The organism is Paenibacillus sp. FSL P4-0113 (genome assembly GCF_038009305.1).
Classification (GTDB): domain Bacteria; phylum Bacillota; class Bacilli; order Paenibacillales; family Paenibacillaceae; genus Paenibacillus; species Paenibacillus polymyxa_D.
The window spans coordinates 2,747,345-2,760,762 of the sequence record NZ_JBBPAZ010000001.1; the positions used below are offsets into that span (position 1 = coordinate 2,747,345).

Genomic DNA, 13,418 nt, shown 5'->3' on the forward strand with positions numbered 1-13,418 from the left:
TACTCTCTCCCCATCATTTCAACAACTTTACATAACGGAAGGCCTCATAATGGCCGTCAATCTTACACTAGTCATTTCTATAAGATAATACGACAGCCTATCCAATTGGAAAGGCTGTCGGTAGCTGAAAGTATTAACATCATTCTGATTGTGCGTCCGTCGGTGCATTAATGTATGTATCTGTAAGCACATCAGTCGGTGCATCCGCAGGCAGATTATCCGTTGCTGATTCACTGTTCTGGAGTAGTGCTCTCGGATAGGTCCGTGCACGCTCATAGTACCAGTCAAACAAGAAGCGGGCCATCGCCTGACGTCGGTTATCGCCATCCCACTTTAACCCGGCTGTTGGGTCCGCAAATGAACTCCTTGCTCCAGCTTCCAGCAGAAAGCCATTCATGTGTGCGGTCATGCTGACATTACCGGCTGCTGTAAAAATGGACTTCGTGTTTTGCCCAAATCCATTATTAGAGCCGTTAAACAAATTCCAGTACTCCGAATCGCCGGGCTGTGTTTTGAACCAGGTAAATTCTGTGATATTTATTGGATAGGCTTGAGCTGCCGCCTTAATGTTGGAATCCCATTGTGATTTTAGCTTGTCCTTGTTATCATGCGCTCCGTAGCCCGGATACCAGTGGACAGCATAGCCGTAGTTGTTCAATGGATCTATCAGCGGGTGTTTTGCCGCCGGGCTGTAAAATTGGTTGTATCCAAGTCCTGCAGCCCAGATGACATTATCCGCTCCTTTACTTCGAATCGTGGAAATGATAGAGTTTTGGAATCTTCTCAGATCATTCCAATGGTCAACAAAATCATTTTCGCCAGGATAGCCTCCCCAATGCCCATTCGCATATGACTTAATAGGCTCGTTGATCAGTTCAAACATGACGTTATCCGCGCTATTAATAGCCGGCTGCGAGGCAAGATACCCCCATATTTGATTGAATTTGTCCAGATTGGATTGTGTTGTAGCCTGGTCGTTAGCCAAAGTGAAATCAAGACCAAGGGTAACATAAATGCCCTTTGTTTTCGCATAATTGATGTATGGAATAATCACATTTTGTGTAGCTGCTTGTAAACCTGAGAAATTGTATGACCCTGCGGCCACATCTCCCATATCCTGGCGGTCAATAAACAATCGGACCTGATTCATATACCAGCCGTGGTTGCTTCCATACTTCGGTCTGGTGTCTGCAAAGGTGTCAGTGATATCCTTCAAATAAGCCAAAATTGCTGCATGACGATTGTTACCATTTAAATTGAGATAATAATTACTATTTTGATAGGTCCAGTATGCCCCCGACGGCTGATGCCAGCCACTTAAAACAACAGGTTTTCCGCTGCTGTTCACCAATTGATTGCCCCTGACATGGAGCTTTCCCATAGGCATACCTGACCATGCATCTATATGTTGGCCAAAGACCGGTGTTAAAGGCAATAAGAATACAAGTATCAGAGCTATTTTACATACCATACCTAATTTTTTCAAAGAAAGGCCTCCTCTTCAAAAATTAATTGACTATTATACCAAGAGAATAAAATGGTATAAACATGTAGTGGCTCCGCTTCCTGAGTCTATCCCATTTCAAAATCGTCATTTCCCCCCTTAATAGAATATTTTAATCCTGATTTTCATTTCTTGTATATAATTGTAGTACTTACATTTTTAAACCACAACTTGATAAAATTTAGTTTTTTTTAAATTATGCCTCAAGTGTTAAGTTTGCTATTGTGGACGACTCCATTTCAAACTACAATGAAGATACCAAATTTGAAAGCGCTTTATTTTTTCGGTAAGATGGTCAATACTTGAAATAATGTATCATCGTCATCCATTTCTTTCATGTTTGGTCAATCTTTTATGGAGGTGTAAAATGAAGAAGAAATCTTGGTTCACTTTAATGGTCACGGGCATTGTCTCTCTGTTTTTTTCGGTAAGCGTTTATGCGGGGAATGTTTTTTGGGAACCACTTAATGGTTTCAATTCGGGGGCATGGCAAAAGGCAGACGGATATTCCAATGGGAACATGTTTAATTGCACTTGGCGTGCCAATAATGTTAATTTTACGAACGATGGCAAAATGAAGCTTGGCTTAACGAGTTCTGCGTACAATAAGTTTGACTGCGGAGAGTATCGATCGACGAACACTTACAGATACGGCTTATACGAGGTCAGTATGAAGCCTGCTAAAAATACAGGGATCGTATCTTCCTTTTTTACGTATACGGGGCCTACTGATGGCACGCAATGGGATGAAATAGATATTGAATTTTTAGGCAAAGACACGACAAAAGTGCAATTCAACTATTATACAAACGGTGTCGGTGGTCACGAGAAGGTTGTTGATCTGGGCTTTGATGCATCAAGAGGCTTTCACACCTATGCATTCGATTGGCAACCAGGATACATTAAGTGGTATGTTGACGGGGTTCTAAAGCATACGGCAACTACGAACATACCAAGCACGCCAGGCAAGATTATGATGAATTTATGGAATGGCACTGGTGTTGACGACTGGCTAGGTTCGTATAATGGAGCGAATCCGCTATACGCTGAATATGATTGGGTAAAATACACGAGCAATTAGGCCGTAGTACAAAAGCAGCCCTTCAGGTATTTAATAAATCCCCAGTTTAACCCATATGTTTACGGGTGGTTAGCATTTTCCTGCTTCAATTACTTTAAAGATACCAATACAGGAAAGGGTTCATGTAACTATACTCACTCTGATTGAGCCAAAGCTGTCGCCTCTTGAATTTAATAAAAAAGCCCGATGATACTTGCTCATCGGGCCTTTGTTAAATACTTACTAGAAAATAATTACGGTTGCTAACTATAATATTTAGTGTGTTACCATCATTAATGTCTTTGAACACAAACACCAATCGGTTTATAACTCAGGAACCAACTTTAATGTTAAGTTGGTTCCTGCAAAATCCAGTAATAACAATGTTTCAAAGGGATTTACAGTCATTTTTCAGTTACATTATAGTTAGTAACTAAGGAAAATCTCAAATAAAACAGGAACATTAATGATGTTGTTGCCGTTGAACTGTTGTTCTATCTATACATTCTCCTTGCGATTCAATTATCACAAAGGATATTTTTTGATCTATGATTGTATTTCCCACCGACTAGTTCCATTATTCATAAAAGATATGAGCGATTTTAGCGCAATTTCTACCATATCACTCACTGCTTGATCCGTATAAAATGCGGTATGTGGCGTTATAATGACATTGGGCAATGCCTTTAAGATGGCCAGTTGGTGATTATTCAGGACATTCAAACGGTGATCCTCATGAAAGATGCCCAGTTCATCTTCAATCACATCTAGTCCTGCAGCCCCTACTTTTCCCGTCTCAATCCCATAAATCAGCGCTTCGGTATCGATTAATGGTCCCCGCCCACAATTCACGATGCAGACGCCATCCTTCATTTTAGCGATGCTTTCCCGATTGATCATATGGGTGTTGCTATCGAATAATGGTGCATGCAGGGTAATCACATCACTAGTGGAGAATAGCTTTTCCAGCGAAACATACTCTATCAAATTTCTTAGATTATCATTTTCGTAAATATCGTAACCTATAAGGTTACATCCGAATCCGGAAAGATTTCTGGCAACAGTAGCTCCAATTTGACCGGTACCTATAATCCCCACAGTTAAGTTTCTGATTTCTCTTCCTTGAATACCTGCCAAAGTGTAATCCTGTACGGTGCCTCGTGCTAAAATCTGTTGTGCTTTGCGTTCACACATTAGAATTAACATCGTGGTAAAATCCGCGACACTATTGGGCGAGTAGGTAACATTGGAAAAGCGAATGCCATACTCTTTAGCCGCAGCTCTATCTACATAATTGTATCCAGCGCTTCTTAATGCGAGATACTTGACCCCAACCTTACTTAAAGCTTGCAAAGTTGCTCGGTCCGCTTTATTGCTCCCTTGTATCGTTACAGCCTCAGCGTCTTGCGCTTGAATTGCGGTCTCGGCATTTAACTCTTGAGTCACATATTTGATATCCAAATCAAACTTCTTCCCAAATTTTTCGAAGTATGCCGCTTCGTCAGGACGCGTTTGATAAACTACGATTTTATTCAAGGTTGAAAACTCCTTTCGGTGATTGGCCTCATCATGGAAAATGGAAATACGTTACCGGACAGTATAATGTGAACATTTTCACATTATACTGTCCGTATATCGTCCAACGTCAGCCGAATAGTGGAAACATTTTAAAGTGGTGGATTATAAAAAGTATGGCAACAGCAAGCTGATAACAATAACCATTATGGCTCCGCCGATCCGGTTGGCGATAGTTGCAAATGGCATCATCCCCATCCGCTCCGAAGTTGACAATACCCCGATAGCACCGGTTCCTCCCAGATTTCCTAAATTAAGACCTACGGCGATCATCGAATCTATAGGATGGAATTTCATAAGCTTGCCGACAATTAATGAACCTACGACAGAGCCGATAACCCCAAAGATGATAATGGTAAAATTTGATACTGTAAAATAGGAGGACACTTGGCTCAAATCAAGCGATGCAATCCCAATCCCCGTGATCAGGAACGGTAAAAAGTTTCGAACCATAAACCCTTGCCAGTAGTCACTAGATTGGCACAAGCTATCATCCAAGAATCCAGTTGCTTTCACGATAATGACTAAAATTACAGCCCAGGCTATAAAGTTAAGCTGTGGTATGAGAGTCTGCAAAATGTTACCGGCAATTATAAAAACAACCGAAACAAACAAGCCTGTACCTAACTTCGTAATATCTTTTTTCAAATCACTCGAGACTTTAGCTTTTTCTTCAACGGGTTGGTCTGCATTTTTGTGCACATTCTTCAGTAATTCGCCATTACCTGTTAGCGAAGGATAGCGCTTCCCAAGTTTATGCAGCAAGCCGGCGAAAATGACGCAAATCAGGTTCGAAATGTTCATGTATACAAGGAATTGCCCAGAAAAAGTTCCTGCCGGCTTGTGAAAAATTGGGCTGTAAATGGACGGAACAACAGCGATTGCACCAGAAGAGCCTCCGGTATAATTCGGCAAACCGATCATGAATAGACCCTCCAGCAGCGTTGAACCTGTTAGGAGCGATCCTAGAAATAAGAAGATGAACACAAAGGCCAGAGCACCAATAATGCATGGTAATAGCCGTAATGAGATGGAGACGAGTACCTTCCGATCCATACTGAGGATCGAACCGATGATGATTGCCGACAAAAATAAGTTGACAAAGCCCGATCCAATCAAACCAGAAATATTCGTCTGCACGTAATCCGGGATCAGGCCAAAATACACGAGTGCGGAGCCAGCGAATAACGGCAGGAGGATTGCCCCTCCCATCCAACTTCCAAAAATGGGGATGATGCCTCCAACATATGAGAACAAACCACCAGCCATCAAGAGAAATGCAATCGAACCGATAATATCTTTATTCAAATTCCCCGTATAGACCGCAAGCAAAATGATAATAGAAAAGGGAATATAGTACTTTAACGGCAACCCTGAAATCTTTATTCTTTTTAATTGAGTTATGAAATTCGACTTCGGCGGCATAGCGGTAAACCCAATTTGCTTATCCATAGTAAACTCCCATCTGATTATTGTTATAGCGCAAATTGTTTAGCTGGATGAGTGATGACCCCCATTAACGCGGATGCCGCGGCCACTGCCGGGGAAGACAAATAAATCAGCGACTTCTTGGTTCCCATTCTACCGATAAAGTTGCGATTGTTAGTGCCAAGTACCACCTCGTCGTCACTCATTAAACCATATGGTTGACCGCAGCATAATCCGCAGCAAGGGTGCGAGACACTGGCACCAGCATCGATGAAGGTTTGAATAAAACCGCGTTCCATCGCTTCTTTGTAAACGTTGGTGGTTGCCGGGATCACGATCATTTTCAGGAAAGGAGCTATTTTTTTACCTTCAAGAATTTTCGCTGCCGTCTCCATATCTTCAATGCTACCGTTGGTGCAAGAACCGATATAAACCTGATTCAGTTTCGTTCCTTCAATTTCGGATATAGGATGGACATTATCAACCCCTTGCGGACATGACAATTGGGGCTCGAGCTTGCTGACATCGTAACGAAGAACTTGTTCATACTCGGCGTCTTCGTCCACTTTCAGCCAGGAAATATCATTATAGTCCATGTCATAATACTCGGCTGTTTTTTCATCTGCTTCGAATAATCCTACCTTTGCACCGGCTTCCAAAGCCATGTTGGCTATGGTGAATCGTGACTGCATACTCATGCTGCGCACGGCAGCTCCTGTGAATTCCATCGACTTGTACTGTCCGCCGTCCGATTTGATGTCACCAAGGATTCTTAGGATAATATCCTTTGCTCCGACACCCTCTTGAAATTCACCTTCAAGCACAATCTTGATGGCCGAGGGAACTTTGAGCCAAATCTCGCCCGTTGCCATAACTGCTGCCATTTCGGTATGTCCAATGCCAGTACAGAAACAGCCCGCCCCGCCATAGGTCGTTGTGTGGCTATCTGTCGCTACGACGATTTCACCTGGTCTTGCGTATCTCAGCTCATGCATCAGAGAATGGCAGATTCCCTCGCCCTTATGAACGTTTTTAATTTGGAATTTTTCGGCCAACTCAAGTCCATCCACAAAATGAGCAGGATCGGTATCAGCTTGGTTGGTCGGCATCAGATGGTCAAAGATAATTACTCCGCGATCCGGATAGATCGCTTGGGTCACATGCATATCCTTTAAAGCGCGCTTTAGGAACGAAGTATAAATATCATGGATCATATATCGATCAGGCCGAGCGATTACAATATCGCCTGGGGCCAGACTTTGTTCTCCCGTATTTTTCATTAATAGTTTTTCAGCCAGTGTATATCCCATTGCTTGTTATCTCCCTTCTACTTCAGCTTTTTCCATTCGTTTAATGATGTTGGGGATTAGTCCGCCATCTTGAATAATTTCAAACAAGTTCTCGGGCACCTTGGGAATGCTGAAGCTCTTGCCGTTGACTGTAACTGACTGGTTCACTTCGACAGTCAGGATGTCCCCTTCTTCGCAGTGCTCAGGTATTTCTGCATTTTCAATCAGCAGCATTCCGTTATTGATCGCATTCCTAAAGAAAATGCGGGCAAAGGATTTAGCGATGATGCAGTAAACACCATGTACATTAATCGCTTCGGCGGCCATTTCCCGTGATGATCCGCAGCCAAAATTTTTACCAGCTACAATAATGTCTCCTGGTTGTACCTGAGATGCAAATTCGGAGCGAAGTGTTTCAAGGCAGTGCGAACCCATTTCCTTTTTATCGAGGATAACTCCGTGCCGACCTGCAATAATAGTATCTGTATCGACATCGTCCGGTAGTTTCCATATCTTACCACTAAATTTCTTTTCCATAAAAGACTTCTCATCCCTTCGAATTTAATGTAATACAGCCCTTCAACGCGGAGTTGGCAACGGACTCTGCGGAAGCCAGGTAAACCAGCGAGTCCTTTGAGCCGTTGCATCCCTTGTAATTCCAGCAACTAGCAGATAGCATCGTTTCGCCTTCAGCGATAACACCTTTTGAGGTTGTCACACAGCTGGCGCAGCCTGTGCTCAAGATTTGCGCACCGCTATCGATAAAAGTTTGAATCAACCCTTCGGAAATAGCCTGCTTGTAAACTTCATTAGTTTGTGGTCCAATCGATAACCGCATATTAATTGGAATCCGTTTTCCTTTCAGAATCGCTGCGGCTGTTCTCAAATCCTCAATACTGCCTCCTGTGCATCCGCCGATGAAACAAGCCGACAGTGGAGTGCCTTTCAATTCAGCCGTAGGTTGCGATTGATGGATCGCCCCCGGCAGAGCAACCATCGGCTGCACATCTCCTAGATCATAGCTTTCTTGGCCCGGTCCTTGATAATCTGTTTGAAGAAAAGCTGTTACAGCACCGCTTCTCGAAGCCAATTGGCAAAGATCTGTTGTTTCTTTCGGGGATAAGGAATTTAAGCCCTTGCCATAAAATTCGATAGCTTTGCCGGCGTATTTAAGCTCTTCTGATGCTAAAAAAGAGATTAGGAAATCTTTAATGGACGCTTCTGGTTTGAGTTGACCCTTAAGTTCAATGTACACGGTTTCCGGAACCACTAGACTCATCTTGCCGCTGGCACACACTTGAAGCAATTCGGATGGATTCACATGTAAACCAAGAGCCTGCTCTACACCGAAAATGCTGTTGTGTTTGCCTGGCGAAACAATGATGTCACCAGGATTTACATATTGATCCAGCAGAATGTGATATCCGATACCTTGGGATTGGACAAATTCCAGTTCGTGCTTGCGAGCAAACTGGATGAGTTTCTTCTGTATTTCAGCCGATATGAAATTCCCAGCGGGAGTATCGAAATAGAGCATTACGATCACCCGCTCAGGTGCCTCAAGCCGCTTTATATTTTCTAATTCATTTACAATTTCTAATGGTAAACTGTCACTTAAAACAATATAGTTCGGTTCAATTACTGTGGTTGCTCCGGACTTTTCGTTCAAAATAGATTCGATCATCGTCATATCAAACCAGCTCCTTCCCTATTTCCCTTATCTTTTCGGATATGATAGACCCCATTTCGCTTGTCCCAATCCGTTTACTTCCTGGTAAGCAGATGTCCTTTGTTGCGTATTTTTCATTTAATACCTGTCTAACTGCTTTCTCAATGGTCTGGCTCTCTTTTTCCAAACCGAAAGCAAACCGCAACATCATCGCGCCAGATAAAATAGAACCGATCGGATTGGCGATATCTCCGCCTATAATGGAATAATCCTTATTGTGTATTTGGTTAGGTGTAAACAAACCTTTGCCTTGGTGATTGAGCTCTGCTGACGGAAGTACATTCGGTGTTCCTGCCAATGCCGATATTTCATCCGAAAGGATATCTCCGAACATACCAGACGTTAGAATGACGTCATAGTTATGAGGATTGGTAATGACCTGCGCAGCGGCATCATCAATATACTGATTCACCAGACTGACATCCCGATAATCTGCGCTAACCTCCTGTACAACCTCACGCCACAATTTCGAACTCTCCAAGATGACCGCCTTATCCAAACTTGTGACCTTCTTGCTGCGCCCACGAGCAATTTCAAACGCGGCGCATGCATTCGCTTTGATAATTTCTTCATTATAGTACTCTGTATCGAATGCTTCTTTGCCATGATCCCCGATTCCCCGGTATCTTTTGGACATGAGCATGCCCCCAGCCAGATCACGAAGCATAAGAATATTAAACCCCTCGCCAATGATACCGTTCTTCAGAGGGCTCAAATCCGCCAATGATTTATACACGGAGATGGGTCTAATATTTATTGTAAGCTGTAGCTTTTTCCTAAGTAGAGAAAGAACATAGCTAGGACGCTTCTCTTGCGGTAATTCCGGATAGTGGTCTAGCCAAAGGCTGCCTAATAATATCGCGTCGCTTTCTTGACATTGTCTTAGGCTCTTATCAGGAAGGGGTTCGCCGTACTTTTGAACGGCCTCGGTTCCAGCTTCACATCTTTCAAAATGAAACGTATGATGAAATACGTTGCCGACTTCATTCATCACTTTGATCGCTTGATCAACGATTTCTTGACCGATACCATCTCCATAAATAACCGAGATATTGTATGCCATCTACCTCATCTTCTCTTTTTGATATTACGGAATAATACTTTTAATCCTCCAAAGCAATCACCGTTATATTCCTTGGATTTGTTGAAGCATATAAATAATTACGATTAGTACAACGTTGTACTAAAAAATCACCATGAATCACTATTCAATACACACAAGGTATTCACTATTCTCCTTTCTAAGGATTCGGCCGAATTTTAGAATTGAGTTTTAGTACAACGTTTTAGTATAACGTTGTACTTATTGACAGACTCATTTTATATCAATAAAATGAGCAAATCAAGGTTATGTTCTACTTTTCACAATTGTTCACATTTACTGAAAATTAGATTATGATTATATTTAAGGAAAGTATGACCAATTATTTATTAGATTGGAGACCTTTAGATGGTTACACTGAAGGATGTTGCTAAATTGGCTGAGGTATCCGTTTCGACGGTTTCCATTGTCATTAACGGCAAAACCAAGGAACGGAATATTCCCTTGAAAACCTACAATAAAGTCATGAAAGCCATAGATGAATTAGGTTATCAGCCGAATGTTAGTGCAAGACGTTTACGCAATTTAGATCGGGCCAAGCCGATCATTGCCTTATATTGGACATTAGATGCCCGGACGAACATGCTCACGGCACTGTTGGCGGGGATTCAATCCGAAATAGAAAAAAAACAATTTGATTTCGAGCTTGTTATACGTATTTATACGAATGATCAAATCGCAAAAGACGCTAAAGAGATCATGAACAATACGTATAATGGAATTATTATAGGTGCTACTTCCGAGGCGGATCTTGCGTATTTGGAGTCATTGTCGCCCCGCATGCCAATCGTTTTGATTAATCGCCAATCCAAAAAATTCTCCACAGTTTATGTTGACTCCGGCGAAGTTGCAATAGAGGCAGTTTCTTTGCTTACTAAACAGTCGGTACAACAAATCGGAGTGGTTGCAGTGGAAAGTCCTTATGTTGCTTCCAACCAGCGTATCAACGCGTTTCTTGAAGAGTGTAGGAAGCAGCATATTTCGGTTGATCAACCACATATTATGATGGCACCAAATACGCTTGCCGGTGGAGTTGCAGCGGCCGGGAGATATCTCCAAATGACGGATAGGCCTAAAACTATATTCTGTGAATCGGATACCATTGTTCTGGGAATGACCCATGAATTTAACCGTTTGAATATTAGAATCCCTGAGGAAGTTGCTATTATATCGATCGGGATGACCGGACCGGATGCTACCCAATATTCTACACCGCCCATTACGGCCATCGATATACCATCCGAGAAAATAGCCGCAGCAGCTATATCTATACTTTATAAATCGTTATCCAAGAAGAACCTACATGAACGGATGTTGCCCGTTCATCAAAAAATAGCTCCAACAACTTATATTCGAGCGTCATTTCCGTTACCGCCGGATGATGTCCTTAACTTTCCGCGGATATAAAAGGTTGATCATATGCCCGTTCCTGGATTTTTGCAATCTTCGCTTTACTCTCATGGAAATGAAGTGCCTGCCTCTTTAAAATAGATGGAGCAGGCACTTTTTCGTGAACATCTTTCATGGTACTCCCCTTGCCCGCTTTGCTTTCAACAGAGATTTCACAGTCCACAATATCTACCACTCGCTTCACTTCCAGATTGATACCACAGCCAGTATCCGAAACCTTCACTACTGCAAATCCTTCTTCTATTTTCAGTCTAACAGTCACCTTAACGCTTGGCTCGCTAACTTTATGGCATTAGAAAAGAGATTGTTCCACACTAAAGCACTCGATCTTCCAGTTGCGTAATCCGGTAGTAATCGTTTAATTCTTCTAACGCCCCGTTAGTTGAATAAGAGCACAACTTGTGATTTATTAGGAGGGTAGGAATTGATGTATCAGCAGAACAACTTTCACACATAAGAATTATTGGAGGAATTTATGGATAATAAAAGGTATTTTTCAATTGGGGAAGTTTCCAGATTAAAAAATGTTACGATAAAAACCTTACGTTATTATCATAATATTGGTTTATTAATACCTGCATACACTAATCCCGATAACGGTTATCGCTATTATACAGTTAATCAATTTATCTATCTGGATATTATAAAAATTTGTAAGCAAAGTAATGTAAGTGTTAAAGAAATTAAAGCCTTATTTGCTAAAGCCGATACTAATTACCTTAAACTTTACTTAGAACAGAAAAATGAAGAAATTCATAAAGAAATAAAGAAATTAGAGAAACTTAATAAACAAATAGAAATTTTAAAGGCAGCTATCCATTCATCTGAAGATGAACTTATGAACAATGGATTTAATATTCAGACATTTGAAGACAGATACTTTTTAAGTTTACCTACATCAGGTGGAGAACTTAATGAGATAAAGTCATTCGATAAATTAGATGAAAAATTAGGCGAATTCGCAACTCATACGTTTCAGTGTGGATTAATTTATTCATGTCAGTATGATAATTGGAAAATCAGTGATGTATTTCGTCTAATAACATCAGATGATTATAGATTGCTTAAAGATACCTTTAATATATCTGAATTACCAAAAGGAGAATATTTAACTGTTAATTGTACGGGAGATACTGAGATTGAAATATTTCAATTGGTAAAAGAATATTTGGAGAAAAACAGTTTGACGTGTAATAAGGTTTATTTGTTTTATTTAGTGACAGATGTTTTTAATCAATATAATCACTTCTCCCAATTTCAAATAAGTCTAAAGCCCACCCCATAAATAAGGTAGGCTGACTTTTAGCTGCTTAAAGTTTGTATTCATAAATAAAATTTGTATTTTCGAGTTTACCGTTAGGTAGATTAAATACAGTTACTTCTTCATCAAGACGAACAAATCCATTATGGTCATAGAATCCATAGTTACTCATTGTATCTGTATACACATAAATTTTATTTGCTTTTGTATTTCTTAAGTAAGAGATGAGCTCATTAAATAATTTTTTCCCTACTTTTTTTCCTCTAGCTTCTTCAGAAACAGCAAAGAATTCTAAGCAACCCTGAAACTCATCTTCTTTTCCTCTAATTAACTTGCTGTATGCCTCATTAGTCATAGAGGTGAGTTCAACAAATACTTTTCGTTCTATGTCATTTAGATTTAAGAGTTGTAGCAATTCACTTGTATAATCTTCTTGTAGCAATCTATAAGATGTTATTTCACCAACTCTTGAACCAAAAATTACACCAATAACTTCTCCATCTAATGTAGCTACTCTTCCAAAAGTACTTTTATTTAATATTGGACTTATGAACTTCATTGTAACTGCTGCATTTATTATGCCGTCATCCTCTATAAAATCCTTTGCGTTCCAGGTATCTGCAATAATCGCTTTAATACGTTCTATATCCTCTTTTCTAATGTCTCTAATATCTAAGTTCATTTTGACTTCCTCCTTTTAATTGATTAGCTTACAAATTGAGTTTAGTGTCTCCCCTAATGGGGAGAGTCAAGTATTTATTGTAATGCTATTTTCAACTAGCCGTTTATTGAATAAAAAAGCTCTCCTTATTTCAGGAAAGCCGCCGTTAGTATAATAAAGATGTAAATCCCATATATCCGTCATCCTTCATCTCTCCCTCCAGGGCTCACTTACAAGGATAGACGGCTAATAGTCATGTTAAATTGGGAAGAACCTGAAATTGCCGGACTCTATTATAAGGAATCCGGCAATTTCAGGTGAAACAATAAATATCCGAATATCAATAATTGAATACAATTCAGTCAAGAATATATTCAACTCTTCAATAGTCATAACGTA

Annotated in this window: 12 protein-coding genes; 3 read left to right on the forward strand and 9 right to left on the reverse strand. The window is 40.7% G+C overall.

Annotated features, from left to right (window positions below):
• Nucleotides 1–139: 139 nt before the first annotated feature.
• Nucleotides 140–1,486, reverse strand: coding sequence for a cellulase family glycosylhydrolase (locus MKX46_RS11755; RefSeq protein WP_069011603.1), 1,347 nt, complete (start codon nt 1,484–1,486; stop codon nt 140–142).
• Between the two features lie 385 nt (nt 1,487–1,871).
• Here MKX46_RS11755 and bglS point away from each other — a divergent pair, with 385 nt between their 5' ends.
• Complete coding sequence (gene bglS, locus MKX46_RS11760) at nt 1,872–2,585, forward strand: beta-glucanase (protein ID WP_029519363.1); 714 nt, start codon at nt 1,872–1,874, stop codon at nt 2,583–2,585.
• A gap of 525 nt (nt 2,586–3,110) precedes the next feature.
• On the opposite strand, the gene MKX46_RS11765 is transcribed toward bglS, so the two are convergent.
• The 6 genes from MKX46_RS11765 to leuB all read right to left on the reverse strand — a co-directional run bounded on the left by MKX46_RS11765 (nt 3,111) and on the right by leuB (nt 9,648).
• Entirely contained in the window at nt 3,111–4,100 is a 990-nt protein-coding gene (locus MKX46_RS11765) for a D-isomer specific 2-hydroxyacid dehydrogenase family protein (protein WP_340933259.1), read from the reverse strand.
• A gap of 144 nt (nt 4,101–4,244) precedes the next feature.
• On the reverse strand, nt 4,245–5,591 hold the full coding sequence (locus MKX46_RS11770; protein WP_340933261.1) for a 2-hydroxycarboxylate transporter family protein: 1,347 nt from the start codon (nt 5,589–5,591) through the stop codon (nt 4,245–4,247).
• 23 nt (nt 5,592–5,614) lie between these two features.
• Nucleotides 5,615–6,877 (reverse strand): aconitase/3-isopropylmalate dehydratase large subunit family protein, encoded by a 1,263-nt coding sequence (locus MKX46_RS11775; RefSeq protein WP_340933262.1) that lies wholly within the window; start codon nt 6,875–6,877, stop codon nt 5,615–5,617.
• A 6-nt stretch (nt 6,878–6,883) separates the two neighbouring features.
• Nucleotides 6,884–7,393 carry a LeuD/DmdB family oxidoreductase small subunit gene (locus MKX46_RS11780; RefSeq protein ID WP_340933264.1) on the reverse strand — a complete coding sequence of 170 codons (510 nt, stop codon included), beginning with the start codon at nt 7,391–7,393 and terminating at the stop codon, nt 6,884–6,886.
• A gap of 10 nt (nt 7,394–7,403) precedes the next feature.
• Nucleotides 7,404–8,546, reverse strand: coding sequence for an aconitase family protein (locus MKX46_RS11785; RefSeq protein WP_341071259.1), 1,143 nt, complete (start codon nt 8,544–8,546; stop codon nt 7,404–7,406).
• Nucleotide 8,547: 1 nt separating this feature from the next.
• Nucleotides 8,548–9,648: a 3-isopropylmalate dehydrogenase gene (gene leuB, locus MKX46_RS11790; RefSeq protein ID WP_340933268.1), complete on the reverse strand. Its 1,101-nt coding sequence runs from the start codon at nt 9,646–9,648 to the stop codon at nt 8,548–8,550.
• A gap of 387 nt (nt 9,649–10,035) precedes the next feature.
• Between leuB and MKX46_RS11795 the strand changes: the two genes are divergently transcribed.
• On the forward strand, nt 10,036–11,094 hold the full coding sequence (locus MKX46_RS11795) for a LacI family DNA-binding transcriptional regulator (protein WP_340933270.1): 1,059 nt from the start codon (nt 10,036–10,038) through the stop codon (nt 11,092–11,094).
• On the opposite strand, the gene MKX46_RS11800 is transcribed toward MKX46_RS11795, so the two are convergent.
• Nucleotides 11,075–11,320: a hypothetical protein gene (locus tag MKX46_RS11800; protein WP_341071260.1), complete on the reverse strand. Its 246-nt coding sequence runs from the start codon at nt 11,318–11,320 to the stop codon at nt 11,075–11,077. The genes MKX46_RS11795 and MKX46_RS11800 overlap by 20 nt on opposite strands.
• A gap of 252 nt (nt 11,321–11,572) precedes the next feature.
• Here MKX46_RS11800 and MKX46_RS11805 point away from each other — a divergent pair, with 252 nt between their 5' ends.
• Complete coding sequence (locus MKX46_RS11805; protein ID WP_340933274.1) at nt 11,573–12,382, forward strand: MerR family transcriptional regulator; 810 nt, start codon at nt 11,573–11,575, stop codon at nt 12,380–12,382.
• A 25-nt stretch (nt 12,383–12,407) separates the two neighbouring features.
• Here the strand turns inward: MKX46_RS11805 and MKX46_RS11810 are convergent, their stop codons facing one another.
• Nucleotides 12,408–13,040 carry a GNAT family N-acetyltransferase gene (locus tag MKX46_RS11810; RefSeq protein ID WP_340933276.1) on the reverse strand — a complete coding sequence of 211 codons (633 nt, stop codon included), beginning with the start codon at nt 13,038–13,040 and terminating at the stop codon, nt 12,408–12,410.
• Nucleotides 13,041–13,418 lie beyond the last annotated feature (378 nt).